This window comes from Terrihabitans soli, assembly GCF_014191545.1.
Lineage (GTDB): Bacteria > Pseudomonadota > Alphaproteobacteria > Rhizobiales > Methylopilaceae > Flaviflagellibacter > Flaviflagellibacter soli.
On record NZ_AP023361.1, the window covers coordinates 2,139,527 to 2,166,149 of the forward strand.

Annotated in this window: 28 protein-coding genes; 16 read left to right on the forward strand and 12 right to left on the reverse strand. The window is 63.6% G+C overall.

Annotated elements, in window-relative coordinates:
• Positions 1-2 precede the first annotated feature (2 nt).
• The 5 genes from livM to IZ6_RS11065 all read left to right on the forward strand — a co-directional run bounded on the left by livM (position 3) and on the right by IZ6_RS11065 (position 4,689).
• Complete coding sequence (livM, locus tag IZ6_RS11045) at positions 3-1,430, forward strand: high-affinity branched-chain amino acid ABC transporter permease LivM (protein WP_222875107.1); 1,428 nt, start codon at positions 3-5, stop codon at positions 1,428-1,430.
• Positions 1,430-2,335: an ABC transporter ATP-binding protein gene (locus tag IZ6_RS11050; protein ID WP_222875108.1), complete on the forward strand. Its 906-nt coding sequence runs from the start codon at positions 1,430-1,432 to the stop codon at positions 2,333-2,335. The genes livM and IZ6_RS11050 overlap by 1 nt, the downstream gene beginning before the upstream one ends.
• A complete protein-coding gene (locus IZ6_RS11055) occupies positions 2,332-3,051 on the forward strand; it encodes an ABC transporter ATP-binding protein (RefSeq protein WP_222875109.1) in 720 nt (239 codons plus the stop codon). Before IZ6_RS11050 ends, IZ6_RS11055 begins: the two co-directional genes overlap by 4 nt.
• Positions 3,052-3,053: 2 nt before the next feature.
• The gene (locus tag IZ6_RS11060) at positions 3,054-3,395 is read left to right on the forward strand and encodes a DUF6867 family protein (protein WP_222875110.1); all 342 of its coding nucleotides are present in this window, start codon (positions 3,054-3,056) and stop codon (positions 3,393-3,395) included.
• A gap of 109 nt (positions 3,396-3,504) precedes the next feature.
• Positions 3,505-4,689, forward strand: a complete 1,185-nt coding sequence (locus IZ6_RS11065; protein WP_225873893.1) for a branched-chain amino acid ABC transporter substrate-binding protein — start codon at positions 3,505-3,507, stop codon at positions 4,687-4,689.
• Between the two features lie 71 nt (positions 4,690-4,760).
• Here the strand turns inward: IZ6_RS11065 and IZ6_RS11070 are convergent, their stop codons facing one another.
• Together IZ6_RS11070 and IZ6_RS11075 are read right to left on the reverse strand one after the other, a co-directional pair.
• Positions 4,761-5,372, reverse strand: coding sequence for an HWE histidine kinase domain-containing protein (locus IZ6_RS11070; protein ID WP_222875111.1), 612 nt, complete (start codon positions 5,370-5,372; stop codon positions 4,761-4,763).
• Positions 5,373-5,377: 5 nt separating this feature from the next.
• Complete coding sequence (locus IZ6_RS11075; RefSeq protein ID WP_222875112.1) at positions 5,378-6,109, reverse strand: cytochrome c biogenesis CcdA family protein; 732 nt, start codon at positions 6,107-6,109, stop codon at positions 5,378-5,380.
• Positions 6,110-6,644: 535 nt separating this feature from the next.
• Between IZ6_RS11075 and IZ6_RS11080 the strand changes: the two genes are divergently transcribed.
• From IZ6_RS11080 to metF, 7 genes are all read left to right on the forward strand, one after another.
• Positions 6,645-7,703, forward strand: a complete 1,059-nt coding sequence (locus IZ6_RS11080) for a molybdopterin-guanine dinucleotide biosynthesis protein MobB (RefSeq protein WP_222875113.1) — start codon at positions 6,645-6,647, stop codon at positions 7,701-7,703.
• The gene (locus tag IZ6_RS11085) at positions 7,700-9,337 is read left to right on the forward strand and encodes an ABC transporter transmembrane domain-containing protein (protein ID WP_222875114.1); all 1,638 of its coding nucleotides are present in this window, start codon (positions 7,700-7,702) and stop codon (positions 9,335-9,337) included. The genes IZ6_RS11080 and IZ6_RS11085 overlap by 4 nt, the downstream gene beginning before the upstream one ends.
• Positions 9,338-9,416: 79 nt before the next feature.
• Entirely contained in the window at positions 9,417-11,069 is a 1,653-nt protein-coding gene (ettA, locus tag IZ6_RS11090) for an energy-dependent translational throttle protein EttA (protein ID WP_222875115.1), read from the forward strand.
• 132 nt (positions 11,070-11,201) lie between these two features.
• Complete coding sequence (locus IZ6_RS11095; RefSeq protein WP_222875116.1) at positions 11,202-11,456, forward strand: hypothetical protein; 255 nt, start codon at positions 11,202-11,204, stop codon at positions 11,454-11,456.
• Positions 11,457-11,469: 13 nt separating this feature from the next.
• Positions 11,470-11,916 carry a hypothetical protein gene (locus IZ6_RS11100; RefSeq protein WP_222875117.1) on the forward strand — a complete coding sequence of 149 codons (447 nt, stop codon included), beginning with the start codon at positions 11,470-11,472 and terminating at the stop codon, positions 11,914-11,916.
• A 90-nt stretch (positions 11,917-12,006) separates the two neighbouring features.
• The gene (locus tag IZ6_RS11105) at positions 12,007-13,023 is read left to right on the forward strand and encodes an ArsR/SmtB family transcription factor (protein WP_222875118.1); all 1,017 of its coding nucleotides are present in this window, start codon (positions 12,007-12,009) and stop codon (positions 13,021-13,023) included.
• Complete coding sequence (gene metF / locus IZ6_RS11110) at positions 13,020-13,922, forward strand: methylenetetrahydrofolate reductase [NAD(P)H] (RefSeq protein WP_222875119.1); 903 nt, start codon at positions 13,020-13,022, stop codon at positions 13,920-13,922. Before IZ6_RS11105 ends, metF begins: the two co-directional genes overlap by 4 nt.
• Here the strand turns inward: metF and IZ6_RS11115 are convergent.
• Both IZ6_RS11115 and murI read right to left on the reverse strand, forming a co-directional pair.
• Positions 13,919-14,449 (reverse strand): GNAT family N-acetyltransferase, encoded by a 531-nt coding sequence (locus IZ6_RS11115; protein ID WP_222875120.1) that lies wholly within the window; start codon positions 14,447-14,449, stop codon positions 13,919-13,921. The genes metF and IZ6_RS11115 overlap by 4 nt on opposite strands.
• Complete coding sequence (murI, locus tag IZ6_RS11120) at positions 14,449-15,309, reverse strand: glutamate racemase (RefSeq protein WP_420825584.1); 861 nt, start codon at positions 15,307-15,309, stop codon at positions 14,449-14,451. Before murI ends, IZ6_RS11115 begins: the two co-directional genes overlap by 1 nt.
• Before the next feature lie 191 nt (positions 15,310-15,500).
• Between murI and IZ6_RS11125 the strand changes: the two genes are divergently transcribed.
• Positions 15,501-16,010, forward strand: coding sequence for a hypothetical protein (locus IZ6_RS11125; RefSeq protein WP_222875122.1), 510 nt, complete (start codon positions 15,501-15,503; stop codon positions 16,008-16,010).
• Here IZ6_RS11125 and IZ6_RS11130 read toward each other — a convergent pair.
• The 6 genes from IZ6_RS11130 to IZ6_RS11155 are packed head-to-tail and all read right to left on the reverse strand — an operon-like array spanning position 15,996 to position 21,009.
• On the reverse strand, positions 15,996-17,111 hold the full coding sequence (locus IZ6_RS11130; protein WP_222875123.1) for a thiolase family protein: 1,116 nt from the start codon (positions 17,109-17,111) through the stop codon (positions 15,996-15,998). The genes IZ6_RS11125 and IZ6_RS11130 overlap by 15 nt on opposite strands.
• Positions 17,108-18,592, reverse strand: coding sequence for an AMP-binding protein (locus IZ6_RS11135; protein ID WP_222875124.1), 1,485 nt, complete (start codon positions 18,590-18,592; stop codon positions 17,108-17,110). Before IZ6_RS11135 ends, IZ6_RS11130 begins: the two co-directional genes overlap by 4 nt.
• Positions 18,593-19,144, reverse strand: a complete 552-nt coding sequence (locus tag IZ6_RS11140; protein WP_222875125.1) for a biotin transporter BioY — start codon at positions 19,142-19,144, stop codon at positions 18,593-18,595. It abuts the gene before it with no gap.
• A gap of 11 nt (positions 19,145-19,155) precedes the next feature.
• The gene (locus tag IZ6_RS11145) at positions 19,156-19,701 is read right to left on the reverse strand and encodes a biotin transporter BioY (RefSeq protein ID WP_222875126.1); all 546 of its coding nucleotides are present in this window, start codon (positions 19,699-19,701) and stop codon (positions 19,156-19,158) included.
• A gap of 4 nt (positions 19,702-19,705) precedes the next feature.
• Positions 19,706-20,317, reverse strand: a complete 612-nt coding sequence (locus IZ6_RS11150) for an energy-coupling factor transporter transmembrane component T family protein (RefSeq protein WP_222875127.1) — start codon at positions 20,315-20,317, stop codon at positions 19,706-19,708.
• Positions 20,314-21,009 carry an energy-coupling factor ABC transporter ATP-binding protein gene (locus IZ6_RS11155; protein WP_222875128.1) on the reverse strand — a complete coding sequence of 232 codons (696 nt, stop codon included), beginning with the start codon at positions 21,007-21,009 and terminating at the stop codon, positions 20,314-20,316. Before IZ6_RS11155 ends, IZ6_RS11150 begins: the two co-directional genes overlap by 4 nt.
• A 141-nt stretch (positions 21,010-21,150) precedes the next feature.
• Between IZ6_RS11155 and IZ6_RS11160 the strand changes: the two genes are divergently transcribed.
• The 3 genes from IZ6_RS11160 to IZ6_RS11170 are packed head-to-tail and all read left to right on the forward strand — an operon-like array spanning position 21,151 to position 23,781.
• Positions 21,151-22,377 (forward strand): glycosyltransferase family 2 protein, encoded by a 1,227-nt coding sequence (locus IZ6_RS11160; RefSeq protein WP_222875129.1) that lies wholly within the window; start codon positions 21,151-21,153, stop codon positions 22,375-22,377.
• Complete coding sequence (locus IZ6_RS11165; RefSeq protein ID WP_222875130.1) at positions 22,377-23,114, forward strand: class I SAM-dependent methyltransferase; 738 nt, start codon at positions 22,377-22,379, stop codon at positions 23,112-23,114. The genes IZ6_RS11160 and IZ6_RS11165 overlap by 1 nt, the downstream gene beginning before the upstream one ends.
• A gap of 7 nt (positions 23,115-23,121) precedes the next feature.
• The gene (locus IZ6_RS11170) at positions 23,122-23,781 is read left to right on the forward strand and encodes a class I SAM-dependent methyltransferase (protein WP_222875131.1); all 660 of its coding nucleotides are present in this window, start codon (positions 23,122-23,124) and stop codon (positions 23,779-23,781) included.
• On the opposite strand, the gene IZ6_RS11175 is transcribed toward IZ6_RS11170, so the two are convergent.
• Entirely contained in the window at positions 23,747-24,907 is a 1,161-nt protein-coding gene (locus IZ6_RS11175; protein WP_222875132.1) for a glycosyltransferase, read from the reverse strand. The two genes, IZ6_RS11170 and IZ6_RS11175, sit on opposite strands and share 35 nt — an antisense overlap.
• On the reverse strand, positions 24,904-26,559 hold the full coding sequence (locus tag IZ6_RS11180) for a hypothetical protein (RefSeq protein ID WP_222875133.1): 1,656 nt from the start codon (positions 26,557-26,559) through the stop codon (positions 24,904-24,906). The genes IZ6_RS11175 and IZ6_RS11180 overlap by 4 nt, the downstream gene beginning before the upstream one ends.
• Positions 26,560-26,623 lie beyond the last annotated feature (64 nt).

Genomic DNA, 26,623 nt, shown 5'->3' on the forward strand with positions numbered 1-26,623 from the left:
GCATGGCGAAAAAACTCGCGCCTGTTCTTCAGACCGCGCCGGAGGAAGCTCCGGTCGCCGTGCCGCCCGTCAAGGCCGACAATCCGATCCTTGCTTTGCTGAAAGACGCCGCCTTCTGGGCCGGGCTGACTTTTGTGCTTCTCACCGCGGTCGCCGGTTTCAAGACCGTGGCGCGCGGCGGACGCTATGTCTTCGACAACCATATGGATGTCGTCGTCGGGATTTCGGTCTTCGTCTTTTTCGGCCGCATCCTTCTGAACCTCACCATCTGGCGCAAACCGAAGACGGCCACCGCGCGCGCCGCCGCCGGCACCGTGCTCGACAAGAAATGGGCGGCGACCGCGCACAAACTGCTTGTGCCTGTGATGCTGCTCATCGCCATCACCTATCCGTTCCTGTCGGTCTGGCTGTCGGGCGGTCTTGTAACGGGACGCTATTGGGTCGATCTCGGCGTTCTCGTGATGACCTATGTGCTGCTCGGCTGGGGCCTCAACATCGTCGTCGGTCTCGCCGGCCTTCTCGATCTCGGCTATGTCGCGTTCTACGCGGTCGGCGCCTACACATTCGCCCTGCTGACGATGAATTTCGGCATGTCCTTCTGGGTATGCCTGCCGATCGCCGGCATCATCGCCGCCTTCTTCGGCGTCGTGCTCGGCTTTCCGGTGCTGCGCCTGCGCGGCGATTATCTCGCCATCGTCACTCTGGCGTTCGGCGAAATCATCCGCCTTGTCCTGATCAACTGGCGCACCTTCACCGGCGGCGCCTCGGGCATCAACCAGATCCCCCGCCCCTCTTTCTTCGGTCTGGAATTCGTGCCCGATGGGCCGACCAGCTTCTCGGCTTTCTTCGGCCTTGAGTTTTCGCCGGTCCACCGGCTGATCTTCTTCTATTACGTGATCCTCGGCCTCGCCTTCATCGTGCTGCTGGTCACCGTCCGGCTGCGGCGTCTTCCTATCGGCCGCGCCTGGGAGGCTTTGCGTGAAGACGAGATCGCCTGCCGATCGCTCGGCATTTCGGTCGTCAATACGAAGCTGACGGCCTTTGCGCTCGGCGCCATGTTCGGCGGCTTTGCCGGAACCGTGTTTGCCGCCCGCCAGGGCTATATCTCGCCCTCCGACTTCACCTTCATCCAGTCGGCCTTCATCGTCGCCATCGTCGTGCTCGGCGGCCTCGGTTCCAATCTCGGCGTCGTCTTCTCCTCGCTCGTCCTGATCGGCGGCATCGAGATGCTGCGCAATCTCGGCTTCGTCAAAGAGATCTTCGGCCAGGGCTTCGACCCGGTTCAGTACCGCATGCTGATCTTCGGCATGGTCATGGTCATCATCATGGTCTGGAAGCCGCGCGGGCTTGTCTCCTCGCGCACACCGACCGTCTTCCTGAAAGAGAAAAAGACCGTGGGCGCCGACATGATCTCGGAGGGCCATGGCTGATGGCGAACTCCCAGATCCTTCTGCGCGTCGAACATCTGTCGATGAAATTCGGCGGCCTCATCGCCATCGATGACCTTTCATTCGATGCGAAGAAGGGCGACATCACCGCGATCATCGGCCCGAACGGCGCCGGCAAGACAACCGTCTTCAACTGCATCACCGGTTTTTACAAACCGACCGAAGGGCGCCTGTCGCTCGTCCACGGCGACGATGCGGTGCTCAAGCATGTCGATGCCGCCACCGCCGCCGGCCAGCAATGGGTAAAGACCAATACCGGCGCGCTCTATCTGCTTGAGCGGCTGCAGAACCACAAAGTCTCCGAGCTCGCACGCGTTGCCCGCACCTTCCAGAACATCCGCCTGTTCGGCGGCATGACGCTGCTCGAAAATCTTCTCGTCGCCCAGCACAACAAGCTGATGGTCGCCTCGGGCTATTCCTTCCTCGGCCTTGTCGGCCTCGGCGGCTATGCAGCGGCGGAGAAAGCGGCGATCGACAAAGCGAGCTACTGGCTCGAACAGACCGGCCTCATCGACCGCGCCGACGATCCGGCGGCGAGCCTTCCCTATGGCGCGCAGCGGCGGCTTGAGATCGCCCGCGCAATGTGCGCGGACCCGGTGCTGCTGTGCCTCGATGAGCCGGCCGCCGGCCTCAACGCCCGCGAGGGCGATGAACTGAACGAGCTTCTGCTGGCGATCCGCAAGAACCACGACACATCGATCCTGCTCATCGAGCACGATATGGGCGTCGTCATGGAAATCTCCGACCGCATCGTGGTGCTCGATTACGGGCGCAAGATCGCCGACGGCACGCCCAAACAGGTGCGCTCCGATCCGAAAGTCATCGCCGCCTATCTCGGCGTCGAAGAGGACGAGACGAGCGTCGTCGCCGAGGAAATCTCGGTATGAGCGCTCCCCTCCTCTCCGTCCGCGGCGTTCACACCTATTACGGCAATATCCGCGCGCTCGAAGGCGTCGATATCGAAGTGCACCGCGGCGAGATCGTTGCGCTGATCGGCTCGAACGGCGCCGGCAAATCGACGCTGATGATGACGATCTGCGGCAACCCGCGCGCCCGCTCCGGCGAGATTATCTTCGACGGCCAGAACATCACCAATCTGCCGACGCACGAGATCGCGCGGCTGCACATCGCCCAGTCGCCGGAAGGGCGGCGGATTTTCCCGCGCATGAGCGTGCTCGAAAATCTGCAAATGGGATCGGTGGTCGCCGGCGATGCGCATTTCGAGGAAGACCTCGAACGCGTCTTCACCCTCTTCCCGCGCCTGAAGGAACGCATCGGTCAGCGCGGCGGCACGCTGTCGGGCGGCGAGCAGCAGATGCTGGCGATTGCCCGCGCTTTGATGAGCCGGCCGCGGCTTCTTCTGCTCGATGAGCCCTCGCTTGGCTTGGCCCCGCTCATCGTCAAACAGATCTTCGACGCCATCCGCGCCCTCAACGAGCGCGAGGGCCTGACCGTCTTCATCGTCGAGCAGAACGCCTACCATGCGTTGAAGCTCGCCCATCGCGGATATGTGATGGTCAACGGCAAGATCACCCTGTCGGGCCCGAGCAAGGACCTCCTCACCCGCGAGGAAGTCCGCGCCGCCTATCTCGAGGGAGCTTAAGAATGGGCGTGATCTGGGAAGTCGGCATTGCGGACTTCATCATCGTCACCATCCTGCTCGGCGGCGGAGCGGCCTTCATGACCGGACGGGCGGTTGCCAATGGCTGGGAACCCCTTGCGCGTGCAGTGCTCTGGATGGTCCCGCTGACGGCTGCGGTACGCTTCATCCATTTCGCGCTCTTCCACGGGACGCTTCTGTCCTGGCATTACTATCTGGTGGACTTCGTTATTCTGATGCTGGCGGCATCGTTCGGCCACCGCCTGACCCGCACCCGCCAGATGACGCGCCGCTATGGCTGGGTCATCGAAGACAGCGGATTTTTATCGTGGCGGTTGCGCCGCTAAGGCCGAACCCGCTTCCCCTTTGTGCAAAGCCATGCAGAATAGCGCCGAGCGGCACGACCGCCGACGTCCAAGACGCCAAAAAGATGTTTCAAATAAAGGAGATGGGGCGATGAATAAGTCCATTCTTGCGAGCCTGCTGCTGACGAGCACGCTCGCGCTTGCCGGCTGCGGCGAGCAGAAAACCTCGGAAGCCCCGGCAACCCCGCCGGCCGGCGGCAGCGAGATGGCCGCATCCGCTCCGGCTCCGGCAGCCGGCGGCACGATCAAGATCGCGCTGCAGGGTCCGATCACCGGTTCCGAAGCGACCTTCGGTGCGCAGATGAAGGCCGGCGCGGACGCAGCCGTCGCCGACATCAACGCTGCCGGCGGCGTGCTCGGCAAAAAGATCGAGCTGATCATCGAAGACGATAAATGCGACGGCACCGAATCGACTTCGGTTGCCAACCGCGTCGCCGGTTCCGGCGCCGTCTTCGTTGCCGGCTCCTACTGCTCCGGCGCCTCGATCCCGGCTTCGGCCGTCTATGCCGAATCCAAGATCGTTCAGATCTCGCCGGCGTCGACCAACCCGAAATTCACCGACCAGCGTCCGGGCCCGGGCATCTACCGCGTCTGCGGCCGCGACGACCAGCAGGGTCCGGCGGCAGCCAAATACATCATCGAAAAATTCCCCGGCAAGAACGTTGCCGTGCTGCACGACAAGTCGCCCTATGGTGAAGGCCTTGCGCTGGAAACCGAGAAGGCGCTCAAGGCGGGCGGCCTCAACCCTGTTCTCTCCGACAGCTTCAACAAGGGCGACACCGACTTCTCGGCGCTCGTCTCGAAGCTGAAGGCGGCGAATGTCGATCTCGTCTATGCCGGCACCTATCACACCGAGGCCGGCAATCTCGTGAAGCAAATGCGCCAGCAGGGCGTGACCGCGCCGATCATGGCGGGTGACGCACTCGTCAGCCAGGAATTCTGGACGATCGCCGGCGCCGACGGTGAAGGCACGCTCATGACCTTCTCGCCCGATCCGGCGAAGGACGCGGGCAATGCCGAGATCGTCAAGAAGTTCAACGCTGCCGGCACGAAGCCGGAAGGCTATGTGCTCTACACCTATGCTGCGATCCAGGCCTGGGCCGACGCCGTCAAGGCGGCTGGTTCGACCGATCACGCAGGTGTCGTCAAGGCGCTCGACGACGGCACGTTCAAGACCGTCATCGGCGATGTCGACTTCGACGCGAAGGGCGATGTCACCCTGCCGGGCTATGTCGTCTATGAATGGAAGAACGGCGCCTACGACTACGTGAACTGATCGCATACAGGCCTTAACTCAAGAATAACCCGCCGCGGCGACGCGGCGGGTTTTTTCATGCCCCGGAGACGTCAGTCCTCGATCAGCCGGTCGAGCGAAATATTCAGCACGCAGACAAGGCCGTCGCGGTTGAACTCGAATTGCGCCGTGCCGCCGAGCGGTTCTGCAAAGGCATGACCAATCAAGCGGCAGCCGAAGCCCGTTTTGCCGGGACCAGTGACGGGCGGTCCGCCCTCCTCGATCCAGGTCAGCGTGAAATCCCGCGCCACCCGCTCGACGAACCACTCGATACGGATGCGGCCGCTGGCATTGCTGAGCGCGCCATATCTTGTCGCATTCATGCCGAGTTCGTTCAGGATCAGCGCGAACGTCAGCGCCCCATTGGCGCCGATATCGACCTTGGCGCCGCGCAGTGAAAAACGCTCCGCCGGGAAATCGAAGGCCGCGATCGCGCCGCGCGCCATATCGGCGACGCCCACCTGTTCGCCGCCGTTGAGAAGCGCATTGGCGTTGGCCTTTGTCAGAGCCGCGACCCGCGCGGCGATGGCGCCACGCGCAGCCTCGGTGTCTTTGGTGTGCTGCAGGCAGTGGTCGGCGATCGCCGACACAAGAGCGCGATTGTTTATGACGCGAAGCTGCTCGCGCCGCGAGAGATCGCCGCTTGTGATGTCGCGCTCCGTCATCGCCGTCAGCCGAGCTTGCCGAGTGCCGGAAACGTTTCCAGAAGAAAGAAGCTCATCCGCGTCAGCCAGCCGGTGAGAAACGCGATGCCGACAAGAACAAGTAGCACGCCGATCACCTTTTCGACGCGGCCGAGATGCTTTCTGAAGCGCGCCAGGAAATGGGTGAACGGGCCCATGGCGAAGGCGGCGAGAATGAACGGCAGGCCGAGCCCGGCGGCATAAAGCGCCAGCAACGCCGCGCCGCGCGTCACCGTGGCCTCCGCCGCCGCAACCGTCAGCACCGCCGCCAGAACGGGGCCGATGCAGGGCGTCCAGCCGAAGCCGAAGGCAAGGCCCATCACATAGCCGCCCCACACCCCGACGGGTTTTGCCGGATTGAAGCGCGCCTCGCGATAAAGGAAGGCCAGTTTAAAGACGCCGATGAAGTGAAGGCCCATGACGATGATCGCGAGGCCCGCAAGGATCGTCAGCCATTCGAGATATTGGCGCAGCAAGGCGCCGAAGACCGAGGCCGTCGCCCCCAGCAGAACGAACACCGTGCCGAAACCGAGGACGAACAGGCAGGCTGTCGCGAGCGCCCGGCGGATGACGACGCGATCGGGCTGGCGCTCCTGCAATTCATCGAGCGTCGTGCCGGCCAGAAAGCTCAAATAGGCCGGAACGAGCGGCAGGACGCAGGGCGTCAGGAAGCTGATCGTGCCGGCGAAGAAGACCAGCGGCAGGTTGATGTCGGTCATTGTGAGCGGTGTTTTAATAGCCCCCGCCGATTAAGGCCACCCGTCCCTCTCCCGGGGGCGACCAATCCCCTCCCAATCCGAAACCGGTCCAATTCCGGGTTAGGCCTGTTCAATCGATTCACGCAAAATCGCGGACGCGACACCTCCCAAGTATTGGTTGTTATTCAATCGACCTTATCGTCCATACGCCTCTTTCCGGGTAACAGGTTGCACACAAGCACCAGATGGGCATGCGCTCATCACCGCTCTGAATTGCCAAGGATGCATGGTGGTGTTCCGTTCTGAACGCCTTCCTATGGAGTGATTCCATCTTGTACGTACTGTTACGCGGTCGAAGACTTCCAAGCTGAAAATTTATCATGCTGCTTTACGCAGGTGACGCGATACCTTCACCCACGCGTCACGTGTGTGGCGTTCAATCATTGCGCGCAACGAAGCGCCTTATCCCGCATCTCGCAAAGATGCGCTGCGGACATTTTGTCAATTTTCAACGCGGGCGCTTTTTAAGCAGCGCCCCGAACGGGGAGATTTTGTCATGGAAATTTTTGACAGCAGACGGCTCGCATCCGTCAAACAGGCTTTCTCGACGCGCCGCATCGATCTGTCCGAAGCGCGCATGCTGCTCTGCGATCGTACGCCCCGCGCCGGCGATGTCGTGCTCGCACGCATCGATGAGATCGGACATCACGAAACCGTCGAGCTCAAAACCGGCCGCAAAGCACCGGTCTATCCGGGCGATGAAGTGATCCTGGCCTATGGCGACCGCTATGCGCCCGATCAGTTCGAAGCGCATGTGCCCACAACGCTCGAGCCTTGCCAGATGGTGGCCGGCGGCGGCATTGCGAGCCGCGTGATCGTCGCGCATGCCCGTACGCGTCCCGCAACGAGCATTACGCCGATCGGACTTCTTGCCTCGCGTCCGGGGGCGCCGATGAATGTCGCGGATTTCGCCGTCCCCGCCGTCCAGCCGAGCGGCCGCGTGCCGATCATCGTCGTCTGCGGAACCTCGATGAATGCCGGCAAGACCACCAGCATGGCGGCACTCGTACGCGGTTTGACCGCGGCGGGGCTGAAGACCGGCACCATCAAAGCGACGGGCACCGGCGCCGGCAACGATCTTTGGATCATGCGCGACAGCGGCGCCGCGGAAGTGCTCGATTTCACCGATGCCGGATGGTCGACGACCTATCGGGTGCCGGTCGATGCCATCGAGCGTTCGGCCGGCCATCTCGTCGCGGCGATGGAGGCTGAGGGCTGCGACGTGATCGTAATGGAAATCGCCGACGGGCTTTTCCAGGGCGAGACGCGCGAACTCATGCAAAGGCCGAGTTTCCGCGAAACGATCTCCGGCGTGATGTTTGCGGCCGGGGATGCCATGGGCGCGGTCGGCGGAGCGCAAAGGCTTGCCGCTTTCGGCCACAATGTTCTTGCTGTATCCGGCCGCGTCACGCAATCGCCGCTCGGCTGCCGCGAGGTGGCGCAGGAAACGCAGCTCCCCGTTTATGGGCTGGCACAGTTGTCGAACCGCGAGACGGCGCTGTCCTTCCTCTACAAGTCCAACCAGCCGGCGCTGGAAACCGCCGGCGTCGCGTGAGCCGGCCGAAGATCGCGACCGGCGCGCGGGTTTTTCTGCTCGCGCGCCTTGTCGCCAACGGCCTTGCCCAGACGGCGCTCGCCATCGGCATCGCTGTGCTGACGTCGCTGATGCTCGGTATTCTTGCCGGGCCTTTCGTGCCGCCCAAGCTCGCATGGCCGGCGGCAGCGCTTTTTGCCGGCGGCCTTGCGATGGCGGCGCTGCGCACGCTGCAAAGACGCGATGCCGAGGCGCTCGGCTTGTCCTATGTCCGCGAGGTGCAGTTTCTCATTTTCTCGCATCTGTGCCGTGCGGCGCCGGACAGCGTACGCATCGGATCGACGATGACACGCTTCACCACCGATCTCAGCTCGGTGAAAAACTGGATCAGCCAGGGGCTCGCCTCATCGCTTGTTGCCGCGGCCGCGCTGGTGGCGGGCTTTGCAGCGCTCGTCTTTCTCGACTGGCGGCTTGCCGCCGCATCCATCATTCCCTTTGCGCTCTGCGGGCTTGTCGCCGCTGCCGTGTCCGCGCCGCTGATGCGCACGGTGCGGCTCAGCCGGCGCCTGCGCGGAAAGCTTTCCGGGCGCATCGGCGATAATATACTTGTCCGTACCAGCCTCATGCATCTTGGCCTCGTCGACCGCGAGAGGCGCCGCATGTCGGAGCGTGCATCGAAACTCGATGCCGTCCTGATCGAACGCGCGTTTCTCGCCGGAGCCTTGCGCTTTTCGGTCGAAGCGATCGCGCCCTCGGCGGCGGCCCTCGTTCTTATCTTTCATATGCTGGGCGCAGGAGCTGAGCCTTTGTCGGCGCACGCCGTCGCAAGCTGGCTTTTTGCGCTCGCCATCATTATCGGGCCGGTGCGCGACTGCGCCCGCGCCTGGGACTACAGGCTGGCTTATGCGGAAACGGCACGGCGGATCGACCGGCTGCTGAAAACAAGCCCCACGTCCCGCGCCGCACCGCGTGCGCCGCGCGACATCCCCATCGCCTGCGGCCTTCGCCTCGACGGCGTTCTCCTTGCCGGGCGGGCGCGGAGGATCGATTTCGAAGCGCCTGCCGCAAGCCTTATCGCACTGACCGGCGATGCGTCGGCGCGCAGCGATCTTCTCGGCGCCATCTCGGGGCTCGCTCAGATCCGGGACGGAACGATCCTGATCGGCGAGATAAAGCTCTCCGAAATCGAACCGCGCCATTTCAGCCGCACGGTCGGGCTTGTGAGTCCCGCCGTCCCGCCGCTGCGCGGTTCGCTCCGGCGGAACCTGTCGCGCGGCATCGAGCCGGTAGAGGACGAGGATCTTCTGGCCGCGCTTCGCCGCTGCCGCCTCGACACGGCCTTTCCAGAGGGGCTCGACACACAATTGCGCGCGGGGGCCGCGGGCCTGCCGCCCGGCATAAGCACCCGCATCGGCCTTTCGCGGGCGCTATTGCGCGATCCTCGCGTCTTGCTTGTCGACGATGCGGTGCTTCTCGCCGACCGGGATGGACGGGCGGCGCTGGCCGGGATCGCCGCCATGCGCGACCGCATCGTGATCGTTGCAACCGACGAGCCCGAACTTTTCGGCGAGGCGGACCTTGTGTGGACCCTGCCCGACAATCCGCGCCTGAGCGATCCGCAAGAGACCGCGCTGGAAGACGTGCTGGACGATTGACGCCGCTTGCCCCTGCACGGCAGGGCCAGTAGAAAAGCGCCCGATCTCCCGTCTTTTTCAGCTTCCGGAGCGCGCCCGCATGGCCCGTCAGTTCGTCTATCACATGAGCGGTCTGTCCAAGACCTATCCTGGCGGCAAGAAGGTTCTCGATAACGTCCACCTGTCCTTCTATCCGGACGCCAAGATCGGCGTGCTCGGCGTCAACGGCTCGGGCAAATCGACCCTGATGCGGATCATGGCCGGGATGGACAAGGAGTATAATGGCGAGGCCTGGGCGGCCGACGGCGCCAAAGTCGGCTACCTGCCGCAGGAGCCGCAGCTCGATCCGACGAAGACGGTGCGCCAGAACGTGATGCTGGGCGTTGCCGAAAAACAGGCGATCCTCGACCGCTACAACGAACTCGCCGTCAACTATTCCGACGAGACGGCGGACGAGATGACGAAGCTCCAGGACGAGATCGAGGCGCAAGGCCTGTGGGATCTCGATGCGCGCGTCGACCAGGCCATGGAAGCTCTGCGCTGCCCGCCGGACGATGCCGATCCGAACGTTCTGTCGGGCGGCGAAAAGCGCCGCGTTGCACTGTGCCGCCTTCTGCTCGAAGCGCCCGATCTTCTCCTGCTCGACGAGCCGACCAACCATCTCGATGCCGAGACGACGAACTGGCTCGAAAACCATCTGCGCAATTATCCGGGCGCGATCCTGATCGTCACCCATGACCGCTATTTCCTCGACAATGTGACGGGCTGGATCCTCGAACTCGATCGCGGCCGCGGCATTCCCTATGAGGGCAACTACACCTCCTGGCTTGGCCAGAAGCAGAAGCGCCTGTCGCAGGAAGCCTCGGAAGACAAATCGCGCCAGCGCGCCATCGCCGCCGAAGCGGAATGGATTTCCGCCTCGCCGAAAGCCCGCCAGGCCAAGAGCAAAGCGCGCGTGCAGCGTTATGAGGATCTCGTCAAAAAGGCCGCCGACAAGGCGCCGGGTTCGGCGCAGATCATCATTCCGGTGGCCGAGCGCCTCGGTAACAACGTCATCGATTTCGAGGGCCTGACAAAGGGCTTCGGCGAAACTCTGCTGATCGACAATCTGTCGTTCAAGCTGCCGCCCGGCGGCATTGTCGGCGTCATCGGCCCGAACGGCGCCGGCAAGACCACCCTCTTCCGCATGATCACTGGCGCCGAAAAGCCGGATGGCGGCTCGATCACGGTCGGCGAGAGCGTACAGCTCGGCTATGTCGACCAGTCACGCGATGCGCTCGACCCGAACAAGAATGTCTGGGAGGAAATCTCGGGCGGCAACGACATCATCTATCTGGGCAAGAAAGAGGTGAACTCCCGCGGCTATACCTCGGCGTTCAACTTCAAGGGCGGCGACCAGCAGAAGAAGGTCGGCCAGCTTTCAGGCGGCGAACGCAACCGCGTCCACCTCGCCAAAATGCTGAAATCGGGGGCCAACGTCCTCCTCCTCGACGAACCGACCAACGATCTGGACGTCGAAACCCTCCGCGCCCTGGAAGAGGCGCTCGAGGATTTTGCCGGCTGCGCGGTCATTATTTCGCATGACCGCATGTTCCTAGATCGCATCGCAACGCATATGCTGGCCTTCGAAGGGGACAGCCATGTCGAATGGTTCGAGGGCAATTTCCAGGACTATGAGGAGGACAAGAAGCGGCGACTCGGCCCTGATTCGGTCGAGCCGAAGCGGCTCAAGTACAAGAAATTCTCGCGCTGAGAAGTCCGAATAGGCGGCCAAACCGCCATATTCCCGGGCTTTATCGGCTTGTGCGCACAACTTTCCTTGGAAGTCTGTTGCGTGCAAGGTAGCTTGCCGCTCGCGGAAGACCGCATTCCACATGAGGCAGCTATGGCTACGAAGACGAAATCTTTCTGGGATCGGTTCAAGGACTCCGTCCTGACCGTGGGCGATGAGACGGCGGCCGCCCCTAAGGCGAAGGCAAAACCGAAGGCCAAGGCGAAAGCCGCGGCGAAGTCGAAAGTGAAGGCCAAGGCAAAGCCTAAAGCCAAGGCGAAGCCGAAGGCTAAGAAAGCGGCGGTAAAGAAGGCGCCGAAGAAAAAGGCGTCGAAACCCAAGACAGCCAAGCGCAAGGCTAAGCGCTGAGAGTGAGGGTGTTGTGAAGAAACCGAAAGCGAAGAAGGCAGCGGCCAAGAAGCCCAAGGCGAAAGCCAAGGCTAAGGCCGTGAAGACCAAGTCCAAGGCCGCGAAGCCGAAGGCTGCCAAGAAGTCGAAAGCCAAGGCCGTAAAGCCGAAGGCAAAGGCGAAGGCCAAAGCGACGAAGTCGAAAGCCAAATCGGCGAAGCCGAAGGCGAAAGCCAAGGCCGTGAAGTCGAAGGCCAAGGCAACCAAGCCGAAGGCCAAAGCCGCGAAACCGGCCGCAAAGCCGGCAGCCAAGGCGAAGCCGAAGAAGAAGGCAGCGCCGAAAAAGCCGGCTGTTGCTGCGGCTCCCGCACCGGCGCCGACCCCGGCTCCGGCTCCGGTCACGCCTCCTGCGCCGGCTCCGGCTCCTACGCCGAGCTTCGGCACGTCCTGGACGCCCCCGACGGGCGGCTCGGGCAACTAAGGCCCTGACGTTCAAAAGCTCCGGGCGCCCTGACGGTCGTCCGGAGCTTTTGTCTTGCCTAGAACCCGCCGAACGCATAAAGATATCTTTATGTCTGACGCGGCATCCCATGCCCCCCTTCCGGCCATGCTCGGCGCCCTCAGGGCTGCCGGCGAGCCGACGCGGCTGCGCCTTCTGGCGCTGCTCGCCAATGGGGAGCTCAACGTCACCGACATCACCGAAATTCTCGGCCAGTCGCAGCCGCGCATCTCGCGCCATCTGAAGCTGATGACAGGTGCGGGCCTGATCGAACGCCAGCGCGAGGGCTCCTGGGCCTTTTTCCGTCTGGCGCAGGATGGCCCCGGCGCCATGCTGGCCGATGCCATCGTCTCTCGCCTCGACCGCAATGAGGCGTCTCTTGTGCGCGACCGCGAGCGTCTCAACGAAGTGCGCAGCGCCCGCGCTGAGGAGGCCGCCGCCTATTTCCGCGACCATGCCAATGACTGGGCAAAGATCCGCGCTTTGCATGTCGAGGAGGCGGCCGTCGAGGCCGCCATCCGCGAGGCGATCGGCGAGCGCCCCGTCCGCGCTTTGCTCGATATCGGCACCGGCACCGGCCGCATCATCGAAGTCGTCGGTACGCAGGCCGAGCGCGCCACGGGCGTCGACCTGTCGCTCGACATGCTGGCCGTCGCCCGCGCCCATCTTTCCAAAATAGGTCTTTCGCGCGTGCAGCTGCGGCAGGGCGATGTCTATGCCCTGCCCGTCCAGCCGCAGAGCTTCGACCTCGTGATCATCCATCAGGTGCTGCACTTCCTCGACGAGCCCGGCCGCGCCATCCGCGAAGCCTCGCGCGCACTGGCGCCCGGCGGGCGTCTCCTCGTCGTCGATTTTGCGCCGCACGACCTCGAATTCCTGCGCGAAGCGCATGCCCATCGCCGTCTCGGCTTCCAGACCGAGACGGTCGAGCAATGGATGAAGCAGGCCGGCCTGAAGCCGGAACTGCACCGCGATCTCGCGCCGCCCGGCGGCGCCAAAGACAAGCTCACCGTTTCCATCTGGATGGGGCGCGATCCGCGCGTCGTCACCGATCTTCCCGCAACCGATCCGAACCTGGCCGTCGCATGACCCCCGCCCCGACCGAACGCCTCAGCCGCAACGGCGCAGCGCGCGACATTTCCGTCTCGTTCGAATTCTTTCCGCCGAAAACGGAAGAGTCCGAAAAGTCCTTGTGGGAATGCATCACGCGGCTTTTGCCGCTCGCACCGCAATTTGTGTCCGTCACCTATGGCGCAGGCGGATCGACGCGCGAGCGTACGCACCAGACCGTCACCCGTATCGTGCGCGAGAGCGATGTGCCGCCCGCCGCCCATCTGACCTGTGTCGCCGCTTCAAAGGCGGAAGTCGATGAAGTGGCGCAGAGCTATTGGGATGCGGGCGTGCGCCATATCGTGGCGCTGCGCGGCGATCCGGCCGGCGGCGTGGGTTCGAAATACGAGCCGCATCCGGACGGCTATGCCTATTCAGCGGATCTTGTCGCGGGCCTCAAAAAGATCGGCAATTTCGAGATCTCGGTCGCCGGCTATCCGGAGAAGCATCCGGAAAGCCGCAGCCTCGACGAAGATATCGATATCCTCAAAGCCAAGGTCGATGCCGGCGCCGACCGCGTCATCACCCAGTTCTTCTTCGAGAACGATATTTTCCTGCGCTATGTCGATCGCGTGCGCAAAGCCGGGATCGACATTCCGATCGTGCCGGGCATTGTGCCCGTCCACTCCTTCAAGGCCGTCTCGAACTTCGCGGCGCGGGCCGGCGCCAGCGTGCCGGATTGGCTGGCGCAGCGTTTCGACGGTTTGGAAAACGATCCGGCGACGCGCCAGCTCGTGGCGTCGGCCGTCGCGGCCGAACAGGTGCTCGACCTTCGCGACCGCGGTGTCACGCATTTCCATTTCTACACGATGAACCGCGCCGATCTCGTCTACGCGATCTGCCATCTTCTGGGCCTGCGCGTTCCCGCGGCGGCTTAAGTTCGCGGCGCGCGGTTGAGCCGGTAAAGGCCGTGCGCCAGCCCGGCGCGCTCGATGCCCTTATCGAAGTGGAAACCGCAGCGCAGCATCACGCCTTCCGAGCGCGTGTTCTCCGGCAGAACAAAGCCGACGATTTCCGTCAGTCCGAGATTTTCGAAACCGAGCTGCGTCGCAAGCTTGCCGATCTCGGTGGCGCAGCCGCGGCCCCAATGTTCGGGCGTCAGCGAATAGAGAAGCTCGACCACTTCCTCGCCGTCGAGTTCGGTGCGGCGGATGCCGCCCCAGCCGGCAAAAGACCCCGTGTCCATATCGCGGAAAAACCAGATGCCGAAACTGTGCTCGCGCCAGTGGACACGCTCGCGGCCGATAAAGGCTTTCGCCGCCTGCGGCGGGCGCGGACCGCCCAGGGTCTTCATCATCTCCACATCGGAAAACACCTTCTCGACACCGGCGAGATGGCCCTCATGGGGAACGTCCCCGAACAGACCGTTGATCTCGACCATGGTCGGGAAGAGAAGACTGAGCATCAGCCGCCCGATACTTTGAGAGTTTGAATATCGGACAGGCCATAGGTGCCGAGCGCGGCGCGCAGCGGCGGCGGGGCGGCCTCCGAACCGGTGAAGAAGGCGCGCGCCGGAAGCTGCGGCCCCTCTTTCACATCGCCGAGCAGCTGCGCCGTGCGGCGGGCAATGGCCGGCGCTGAATCGATGAAGGTCACCGGCCAGGGCGCCAGCGCGACGAGCCGGTGCAGGATGAGCGGATAATGCGTGCAGGCGAGCACGACGATATCGGTGCGCGCGCCACCCTTCTCGACGAAAGCCGGGCGCAGCTCCTCGATGAGATCGGCATCGGAGGCCGGCGCGCCGAACAGTTCATCCTGCGCAAAGCCGGCAAGACGCGTCGAGCCGACAAGCGTCACATCGCAGCTTTGCGCATGGACGGCGACGAGCTCGCGCGTGTAATCGCGCATCACCGTACCCGGCGTCGCCAGAACGCTGATGCGTTTCGATAGCGATTGTTCGCAGGCCGGCTTGATCGCCGGAACTGTGCCCACAAAGGGAATGTCGAAGGCAGAGCGCAGGACCGGCAGTACGAGCGTCGATGCGGTGTTGCAGGCGATGACGGCGATATCGGGCTCGGTCAGCTTTACGGCTTCCGCGATCACTGCGCGCACACGCGCAATAAGCACGTCTTCGGCGAGTTGCCCGTAAGGGAAGACTTCGGTATCGGCGACGTAAATCAGCTCCGCCGACGGTGTGATTCGCGCGATTTCGCCGTGCACGGTTAACCCGCCAAGACCGGAATCGAAGACCAATATGCGCGGCACACGGTCGCGCGGAGCGCTGGCGTTCGGCGCTGCAGTTCCTGCGAGAAGATCGAACTTCACCATCTAGCGCCCTGAAAACCCACACATCCACGCGTTTAGGACAGGATGACGCAAGCTGATAACGAATTCGTCTCCTGTGGGGAAGCTCCCACGGTTAACCTTTGGGTGCCCATTGAGGGTCACAACCGGCACATAGTTGTGCCTCATTTGAAGGGCTTATCCGGGGGCATTCACAAATTGGAGATGTGGGGATGATTACTCCGACGCGCTCAGCGCTCGCGGCCATTTGTGCCTTTGCCGCAATTTCCGGGACCGCTCACGCGTCCGAAGCCGATTTTCTTCGCCGTTTCCACGGCTCTTTCGCCGGCAATGGCCAGGTGCGCATGGAGCAGGGCGAAGCCCCGCACGCCATCACCTGCCGCGCCTCCGGCACGGCGACGGCCTCCAGCGTCAACATCAACGGCACCTGCAGCGCCGGCATGATGAGCAAGGCGATCTCCGCTTCGCTGCGCGCTTCGGGCAATGGCCGCTACACCGGCACGTTCAACGGCATCAAGGGTTCGGCTTCGCTGTCGGGCCGCCGCAGCGGCAACTCGATCGTCCTCGCCGTTTCCGGTTCGGAACCCGCGACGATGACGATTTCGAATTCGGGCTCGGGCATCTCGCTCTCGGTCGTTTCGAACAAGGAACAGATGACCTCGGTCCGCCTCGCCCGCGCCGGCGGCAGCGCCGGCCCGCAGCTCGCGTCAGTCTCCGAGTAAGAGAGCACTTCCAAGACCACCTGCCGCGGCAATCGCCGCGAGCCCCAGAAAGCCGCCCTCTCGGGCGGCTTTCTTGTTTTCGAACAGGCGTACACACAGGATCGCGCCCGAAGCGCCGATGGGATGGCCGCGCGCCAGGGCCCCGCCGCCGGTGTTGAGGATCTTCGGATCGAGACCGAGCCCATCGGCGCAGGCCATGGCCTGAACGGCGAAGGCCTCCATGATCTCGGCCGAACTCAGCGCGCCCGTTTTAAGACCGGCCTTCTCCAGCGCCGCACGCACCGCAGCAATCGGCGCAAGGCCGGGCCGTTCCGGCTCGCCGCCGCGCCGCGCGCCGCCAAGAATGCGCGCCGCATGTTTGGCGCGCCTGGCGATCTTCTCCGACACAACGAGAACGGCCGCTGCCGCATCTGCTTCGACGGCGATGGTTGCGGCCGTCACGCCATGCTCCGCATCCCCGGCGATGACCTGGAGGCGAGCGCAGAGTTTGGGATCGAGGGGACGGATGAAGGCATCCCGCGCAAGGCTCTCGACCGCAACAATCTCGTCCGTATTCCGCTCGAGCGCCTTGCGATGGCTCTCGATGGCGAACGCTTCCTGCGCGGCGCGCGAGATGCCGAGTTCCTTTGCCAGCATGGCCGCCGCCTCGATCATGTCCGGATCGCGATCGGCGAACGGCGCAAAGGGCGGACGCTGATATTCAAGCGGCGCCTCCTCCGGACCGCGCGGGCGCACAAAGCGCAAAGGCGCGCGGCTGAAGCTTTCGACACCGCCGGCGAGGATCACATCCGCCTCCCCGGCTTCAACGCGCACTGCTGCGAGCAGCACCGCATCGAGCCCGGCGCAGCATTGCGTATCGATTGTGAGCGCCGGAACGGTGTCGGGCAGTCCCGCGGCGAGCGCCGCCATGCGCGCCGGATTGCCGCCGCCGTAAAGCGCATTGCCGAAGATCACATCCTCGACCTCGCCGGGCACAATGCCTGCATCGTCCAGCACGGCACCGATGACGGGCGCGGCAAGATCGTGCGCCTCGACCGCGCGGAAGGCGCCGTCGCGCGGCGCCACGGCGGTTCTACGTGCGGCGATGATAAAGGCGCTCATGCCAGGACCTCGCAGGTGCCGTCGTCCCAGATTTGCCGGAGCTTGCCGAAATCGCTCTTGCCGGAGCGTGTCTGCGGCCACTCGCCCGACACCGCAAAGCGCGCCGGGATTTTATAGCCCGGCAGATATTGGCGCAGATGCTGCGCAAGATCGGACGCCGAGACCTTCACCTGGCCGCGCAGATGCACGAGCGCGGCCAGCTTCGCGCCGCGCTTCTCATCGGCCAAGCCGAACACCGCCGCATGGCCGATTTGCGGATGGCGCTCCAGCACGTTCTCGATTTCCTCAGGCTGGATGTTGCGGCCCGAGGAAATGATCAGCCGGTCCGAGCGCCCTGAGAGAAACAGAAAGCCCTTATCGTCGAGATGACCGATATCGCCGACCGACATCGCATCGCCGGCGCGGAGGATCTCACCCTCGCCGCCCGCATAGCCGGAAAAGACGAGCGCGCTTTCGGCAAAGACCAGCCCGGGCTTGCCCGTTTTCTGTTCGCGGCCCGCCTCGTCGCGGATCGTCACCGCAACACCCGGAAAGGCGCGGCCGACGCTGTCCTTCGGCACGCGCTTGTCGTGGCGCGCAAGGGTGATGAAGCTGAGTTCGGAGGCGCCGTAGAATTCGGCGAAGACGGCGTTGGGAAAAACCTTCTTCAGCCGCTTGGTCTGTTTTGCCGGCCATTTGGCGCCCGAAGACAGGATGAGGCGAAGACCCGGCAAGACCTGATCGTCCGCATCCGCGGCGTCCAGCATCAGAAGAAGCTGTGTCGGCACGGCGTAGAGGACCGTGACGCGCTGATGGGCGATGAGGCGCAGCACCGATCGCGCCTGAAAGCTGCGGGCGAGGATAAATTTCGCGCCGGCATGCAGAGTGCTGGCAAACGCATAAAGCGGCATGGACAGGCTGAGCGGGCCGCAGGCATGGACGCAATCGGCCGGGCCGAACTCGAACTCGAGCTGCGCGCCGGCAAAGCTCGCGATCCAGGATTTGTGCGTGCGGCGAAAGCCCTTCGGCAATCCGGTCGAGCCGGAGGTAAAGCCGGTATAGAAAATCGCCTCCGGATCGGGATCGGACAGGCGGCGGAATTCGGCCGGCGCGCCGAACGCATCGCCGAGGCGCGGCAGTGCAATCTCCGGATCGACTTCGATGGCGGCGCTGTTCTTGAAATCGCGCCGCGCCGTGACGATCAGATCCGGGCCGAGTTTGCGGACCACATCGCCCACCGTCGCTGCCGGCCAGTCATGATCGAAAATCTGCGCATCACGGCCCGCCGCGGCCACCGCGAGAAACAGCACGGCGAGCGCAGGCCCGGTCGGTAAATCGAGCGCCACCGCCCCGCCCGGCGGCGTTTTGGCGGCGATAAAGCTCGCAAGCCTTGCCACGATCTGATCGAGTTCGCCGCGCGTTACCTTCCGGTCTTCGAAGACCAAAGCGGTTTCGCCCGGCAGACGCCGCGCATGTTCGGCTATCGGCCGTGTGATCCCCATTCAGCGGCCGGCAAAGGCCTGCGGTGCGGCGCGGAAAACAGCCTCGGTGACAAGGCCCGCCACCACGGCTTTCAGAAGATCGCCGGGTACGAAGACCATGCTGGCAAGCGCGGCTGAGCCGATATCCATCTTGGCGACGGCGGCCAGCACCGGAATGCCGAAGGCATACACCGTGACGATGCCGCCGAGGATCGCGGCGATGATGGCGGCGGGGATGAGCGGCAGTTTCTGAAGCCGTTCCATGACAAGGCCGGCGACGAAAGCGCCGGGCACAAAGCCGATCAGGAAGCCGGCGGACGGCGCAAAAAACGGCCCGAGGCCGCCGCGCCCGCCCGCGAGCAGCGGCATGCCGAGCGCGACGATGAAGAGGAAGAGCAGAACCGCGAGCGCGCCGCGGCGGGGGCCGAGGAAAATTCCCGCCAGCATGACGCCGAGCGACTGCGCCGTGATCGGCACACCGGCCGTGAAGGGCAGATCGAATTTCGGCAAAAGGCCGAGCGCCCCGATGACGGCCGCGAACAGAGCAATCCGGACAAGATCCCGCGTTTCCATAATTTCCCCCTTTAACGCCGTCCGAGCGGCTCCATCCCACCCGCAAGATAAGCCAGCACCGCCGTCCCCAGCGCCTTCACGATACCGCCCGGCAGAAGGCCGAGCGCGACATCGACCGCTTCGCGCACCGTCTTGTCGCTGAGATAGGCCATGACCGGAATGCCGAGGAGATTGAGGACGACATAGCCGCCGATGAAGGCGGCAATCAGCGCGGCGAAAAACACGCCCATGCGGTAGCTCAAAGCTTCAAACAGCATGCCGGTGAGGAAGGCCGCCGGAATGAAGCCAAGCAGGAAACCGGCCGTCGGCCCCTGAAAGACTTCGATGCCGCCGCGCCCGCCCGCAAGCAGCGGCAGTCCGAACGCGACAGCGATGAGGAAGACGGCGGCGGCCAGCGCGCCGCGGCGCGCGCCGATCATGACGCCGGCCAGCGTCACGCCCATGCTCTGCGCAGTGATCGGAACGCCGCCCAGCATCGGCAGATCGATCCGCGGCACAAGGCCAAGCAGCGCGATGATGGCCGCGAAGAGAAGGATCAGTCCGATATCCCGCAACATGAGATCAGCCCCGAGGTGTCTTGCGTGCAAAGCCGCGCGCATCCAGCGCTTCGGCAACATGGTCGGCCATGCGGAACGTATCGGCGATGAACGGGCCGATCAGGCGAAGGCCGGGCTTTTTGCCGGTGCGCGCTTTCCACGCCTCGGCGCGCGCGTGCCACTGCGCCGAAAAGACCGGCACGAAACGAATGGCCAGCGAGACCGCGAGCGACAGCTTCTTCGGATTGACGCCGAAGGGCCTGAGCAGCCGCAGCAGCGGCATCAGCGCCTGCATCATGTCCTGCAGCGTCGTCGTCATGCTCACAAGGTCGGCAAGGAGGATCATCGTCACAAGGCGCAGCACCGCGCTCGCCCCGGCCTGCCAATCGCCGGTGAGAGCGTGCAGCACAAAGATGATGGCGAGAATCCAGAACAGCGGCCGAAGACCCGTCACGCGCTTCAGCGCTTCGCGGCCAAGGCTGGCAAAGACGGCGAGGGTCAGAAGCAGGAACGCGGCAAGCAGCCGCCAGTCGTCGACCGGCAGGATCGCAAAGCTCAGAACCGCCAGCGCGATGAGTTTTGCGCCCGCAGGCACCGGATGAAGCCAGGTCTGACGCGCGAGATAGCCGGAGATCATGCGGTGCGCGCCTTCTCCGTGCCCGCACGGGCCTTGGCGAGATAGGCGGCGAGCACCGATTTCGGCGGACCGTCGCCGCGGACCCTGCCCTGTTCGAGCCATATCACGCGGTCGAATTCCGACAGCAGATCAATGTCATGACTCGCCATGATAATGTTCTGCTTCAGCTGCGAGAGGCGCTCGCGGATATCATAACGCGTCGGCAGATCGAGCGCGGCGAAAGGCTCGTCGAGAAGAAGAAGGTTCGGCTCGGGCGCCAGCACGGCGATAAGGCAGACAAGCTGTTTCTGCCCTTCCGACAATTCATGCACCGCCCTCTTCTCCCAGCCGGCGCAGCCATGCGCGGCGAGAAGCTTTGCCGCCTCGGCATTCGCGGTTTTGGGGTCCATGCCGCCCTCGATCAGGCCGAAAGAGACCTCCTCGCCGACCGTCGGGAAAAGGATCTGATGGTCGGGATTCTGGAAGAGAAAACCCGGACGCCCCTCGCCCGGACCGGACAACCGGACATCGCCGCTGTCTGGCAGAATCAACCCTGCGATGAGACGCAAAAGTGTTGATTTTCCCGAGCCGTTATCGCCGATTAGGCCGACCCTTGCCTCTGACAGGCCAAGCGAAAACCCCTCGAACAGAGGCTTTCCCGCCCGGGCCAGGGTGACCCGGTCAAACTCCACATAGGGCACGGCTTTTCCCATGCCCCTTGATAGCCCGGAGCGCCGCCGGAGGCCATCCGGACGCCAAGCTTTCACCCGACCTTAAGCGGCGATAGCTTAGACCGGAGGCCCGATGGCGACACCGTCTCCAAAGCCCCCCGGACACGACCGTCCCAGCTGGACGTGTCGATCGTCATGCCGTGTCTGAACGAGACGCTCTCGCTCGGCCATTGCATCGCGGTCGCCCAGGAAGCGCTGCGCATTCTCAAAGACCGCCACGGCCTTTCCGGCGAAGTGGTCATTGCCGATAACGGCTCGACCGATGGCAGCCAGAATCTTGCCCGCAAACTCGGCGCCCGCGTCGTCGATGTGCCGAGCCCCGGCTATGGCGCGGCGCTGCGCGGCGGCTTTGCAGGCGCGCATGGCCGCTTCCTCGTCATGGGTGACAGCGACGGCTCTTACGATTTCAACGACGCCGTGCCGATGATCGAAGCGCTGATGGGCGGCGCCGATATCTGCATGGGCTCGCGCTTCAAGGGCGGCATCGCTGCGGGCGCCATGCCGTGGAAGAACCGCTATATCGGCAATCCGGTCCTCACCGGCATTCTCAACATTCTCTTCCGCGCCAAGATCGACGATGCGCATTGCGGCCTAAGAGCTCTCACACGCGATGCCTTCGAGCGCCTGCGCCTCACGGGCTCCGGCATGGAGTTCGCGAGCGAAATGGTGATCAAAGCGAGCCTCCTCGATCTGCGCTTTGCCGAAGTGCCGGTGACGCTTTCGCCGGATCTGCGCGATCGCGCCCCGCATCTGCGCCCCTGGCGCGATGGCTGGCGGCATCTGCGCTATCTCTTCATGCTAAGCCCGATCTGGTCGTTTATCGTACCGGCCGCTCTTATCGGGCCGATTGCGCTGACCATTCTCGCTTTCTCCGGCGCCGAATGGATCGGCCTGACTTCGCCCGGCGGCTTTTTCGGCAATTACTGGACGATCATTGCCGGCGCCGGTCTGACGCTGGCGCATCTTTCCGTGCTGATGGGCCTTACCTCGCAATTCTATGGCGTGCAGTCGGGCTATCGCGTGCCTGGCCGCAACACCTCGGTGCTCGCACCCTATCTCAGCCTTGAGGCTATGCTGATCGGCGGCGGGCTCATGGTGCTGACCGGCATCGCCATCCTTGCCGCCATCACAGCCTATTGGTCGGCGCTCGGCTTCCACGCCATCAGCTCCGTCTTCCCGGCGGTTGCCGGCACCTGCCTGATCACCATCGGCGTGCAGAACATGCTCGGCGGATTCCTCCTCGCCGTCGTCTGCGGCAATGATGCCGAACTTCTGAAGCACGCGCCTGCAGCTCAGGACGCGTCGTCCGACGCCGACAGAAGCAAGTCCGGCCGCGCAAGAGCCGCCTGATGTCCGTCGAAGCCGAACGCTTCAGCTCCGCCGAATTCATGCCGCCCTGGGTGCGGTACGAGCATCATGAGCGCTACCGTTTCGCCGCGCGTTTTGTGAAAGATATCGACGTCGTCGATTGCGCCTGCGGCGTCGGCGAAGGAACGGCGTTGTTTGCCCAAAGCGGCGCGCGCACCGTGCAGGCCTTCGATCTCAGCGATCATGCCGTTGATGCGGCGCGCGAGAATTGCCGCGACTTCGCCAATGTCACCGTTGCGCTGGCGGATGCGCTGCATCTGCCGCTCACCGACGCCTCGGCCGATATCTTCATTTCGCTCGAGACCTTCGAGCATCTGCCCGATCAGTCGGCCTTCCTGAAGGAAGTCGACCGCGTGCTGAAACCCGGCGGCAGTTTCATCTGCTCGACGCCGAACCGAAGGGTCTACAATCCCGGCCAGAACCTCGAGGCGCGGCCGTGGAACCGCTTTCATCTCAAGGAATATGAGACCGCCGAATTCGCAAAAATTCTCGGCGAGCGCTTCAGCCGGGTCGAACTGTACGGCCAGAACCCCGTTTCCACATCGCGTGCCGCCACGATGGATTTTCTCGGCCGCACTTTGCCCGGCCATTCGGCGGTGCGGCTCAATCAGGCACTGAAACTGCCGCGCTTTGTCTTCGACCGGCCGGACGCGCATGCGGTGCAAAAGTCCGGCTCAGATACGGTGTTCGAATATGACGTCGCCGTCTGCCGGAAGTAATCTCTCCATGACCCCCGGCCAGATCGCGCGCCGCCTGCTCGGCCGTCATTTCGAGCCGGTCGGCCATCTCTATCGCCGTTTTTTCATGGACACGGACAAAATGGCAGGCCGCATCGCGGCGGCCATTCCGGCAGGTGCCAAATGCCTCGATATCGGCGGCGGTGACGGCATGATCGCCAATGCGCTGCTTGAGCGGCGCAGCGATATCTCCATCACCATGATCGATCTCGCAGCTTCGATCGGCGGCTTTGTCGATCCGAAATTTGCGGGCCGCATCGCACTCCATCCGGCAACGCCGGTCGATGCGTTCACGGCAAATACCGGCGCGTTCGATGCGACGCTTATCACCGATGTGCTGCATCACATCCCGGCCGGTTTCCGCCCGCAGTTTTTCGCCGATGTGAAACGGCAGATGGAAAAATCCGGCTGCCGCGTGCTCCTCGTCAAGGAAGTCATGCCCGGACGGTTGCGGAGTTTTCTCGGCGTTCTGTCGGATAAATACATAACCGGCGACAAAAATGTCGCGCTGCTCGCCCGCACCGATATCCAGACGCTGGCCGAGGCGACATTCGGGATCGAGAATATCGAACGCTTCGCGGTCGAGGTGCCCGACGCGCCGAATTATTTCGCGGTCATCCGGCTTTCCGAAACACCACGAGCTGCATGAAGAAGAAGCTGAACGCCGCGACCATCACAAGATTGATGAGGAAAGCGGGCGTTGCCGACAGGCCCAATCCGCCGATCAGGACGAGATAGCCGAGGCTCGCGAGAACAAGCTGCAGCACATAGCCGGTGACGAGCGCCCCGAATTCGCGCCAGACAAAATCGGTGCCGAGCGCGAAGGTGAAGCCCTTGTTCAGGAAATAACTCGCGAGAATGCCGCCGGCCCAGCTTGCGGTCGAGGCGACGAGATAATGCGCGCCGACGCCGAGAAGGCCGACAAAGATCAGATAGCTCAAGAGTGTCAGCACAAAGCCGACGAGGAGAAAGCGCAGAACCCTGCCGCCGCCCGGTCCATAGCTTGCGGCATAAAGAACGCCGATGGCCTGCGCGATAGGCTTCGGCCAGATCTGCTCGAACATCATTTTGTCTTCGGCCTGACGCCGGCCGCTGACGATGAGACGCGAGGTCTCAGTCAGTTCGTTATGCCGGCGGCCGAGCAGCGCTTCGGACGCATGCAGGAAAGTCCTGTTTTCGCGGTCGAGCCGCCACCACGCCTCCCAATCGAGATTTGAGGCAAGATCGGTACGGAAGGAAAAGCCGGGCAGGCTTTTGAGATCGTAGGTCACCGCCGAGCAGGTCAGCGGATTGCCGAAGGACAGAAAAAGGCGGCGCGACACACCTTCGACGCGTTCTGCGCCGCGCAGAAAGACGGCGGAGAGCACGTGCTTGACCGCACTCAAGAGCGAGCGCTTCGGCTCGCCGCGGTCTGAGATCTCGCGAAAGCCCGTGAAAGCGATGGCGCCATCGGGATGCGCGTCGAACAGCGCTTTGGTCTTTTCGAGGAAATCCGGAAAATACATATCGTCCTGATGGGCGAGCGTGACATAGCGCGTGCCCGCCGCCTTCAGCCCGAAATTCCAGTCGGCGCCGATGCCTTCGCGTTTGGGATTGACGAGGAGCTCGACGCCCGCGGCTTTTGCGGCAGTCGCGATGAAATCGGACGGCGTCGAGGTCGCGACGATGATGCGGCTTTTGACGCTCTGCGCCGCAAGCGAGCGCAGGCAGCCTTCGAGAAAAGGCGAGTCGCCATAAGCGAGGACGGTGAAGGTGTGATCGGACCAATCGCTCATGGCGAAGTACCGATCGGCACGCCGCACTTCTTGTCCGCCATGAAGGCGCGGATAATCTCGTTATTTACGGTCACGCGGCTGAGGGCCGGGACACCGAAAGTGCGCGCCGTCGAAAGATCGAATATCGCGATCTTGTGGCCCACGCAGAGTCGCGCGACGTCCTCCTGCGTCAGGCGGTTCAGCAGCAGAACTTTCGGCCGGTTGACGAGATAAGGATCGTTGCGGGCGAAATCGGCGCCGAACCAGATACCGGTCGGATCGACAAGAACGATATCGGCGTCCGTTTTGGCGATGACCGCGCTGGCACGAGCAAAAGGCTCGGTAAAGCTGCGCATCTGAAACGCCCGCAGCGGCAGCATGGCCGCGGCGAAAACCGAACAGGCAATCAAGGCACCGCGCATGCGTGCGGCCTCAAGCCCCGTGAACTGGATCCAGGCGAAGGCCGCGATGAGCGAGATCGAGCCCAGCAGCCCGTGCAGATAGCGGTAACCCCAGCCATGCCCCTGATAAGGCACGACGACGACAAAAATAAGCGTCAGGACGATGCCGGCGAGAAGCTGCGGCAGGGGGAAAGCCCAGCGGCGGATCGCACCCAGCGCGAGACAGAACAGGACGAGCGTGAACGGGTTCTGCCAGGCGACGAAACGCACGAGATTGCGCGGCATGAAGACGATGATCGGCGTGTACTGAAAAAGACGGGTCAGGTATTCGACCTGGGCGATGAAAGCCGAAACGCCCCCTTCTCCGCTGCCGGCGGAATCCGCGATCACATTGCGATACAAAATCCAGAACAGGCAGATCGCGCCATAGCCCACCGTATAGGCCGCAGCCAGGCGCCAGCGGCGTCCGAGCCACAGGCTCAGAATGAAAGGCGCGACGAAGAACGGATGGAAGACAAGCTGGTGCAGGCCGGTCGCGGCGAAGCCGACAACAAGCGCCCCGCCATGCGAGGCGCCGGTATTTCTGAGGAACAGCCATAGCCAGAGAAGGTTGAGCGCCAGATGCGCCGTCATGGCGTAGGGCGTCATCGCGGTGATGATGAATTGCGCCGAGGTGACGAGCAGGAGCACCGCGACGAAAGCCGCGTCCGGGCGCTGCGGCCAGATGCGGCGGGCGATCGCGAAAATCAGAAGGACCGAAAGCGCGGCAAGCAGCGGCGCGGTCAGCGCGCTGTCGACAAACGACATCACCGCGTGCAGCGCAGCATTCACCGGCAGATAGGTGGACGACCAGTAAGACGCGTCGGTCTTGAACAGGAATATGGGCTGCAGCGCCTTGGCGAGGCCCTGCCAGCCGAACGGAACTGGCGCAAGGAGATCGCCGCTCGCGATGATCCTTGCATCGAAGAGCGCCATGAACTCGTCCATGGAGAGCGGATAGTTCAGCGCCGCGATATAGGCCCCGGCATAGCCGGCAATGAACGCAAAAGCGGCGGACACGTAGGCACAAAGCCGCGCCTCGTCCGCGCCTATGCGCAGCGCGGATACGGGCCGCCTTTGGAGAACAAAACCGAGCACGGCCGCGCCCAGCACAAACACGATGAGATCCTGATGGACGATCTGAACGACGCTGAGATCGCGCGGGTCCCCGAAGAACCAGGTCCACACGCCGAACAGCGCGCCGGCCGCGAAAAACCTGAAAGCAAAGCCCATAAGCCCACCCCTGCTGCCGGCACCCTACGGGGCCGAGCCTTGCCTTTCGTTAACATCCATCGGC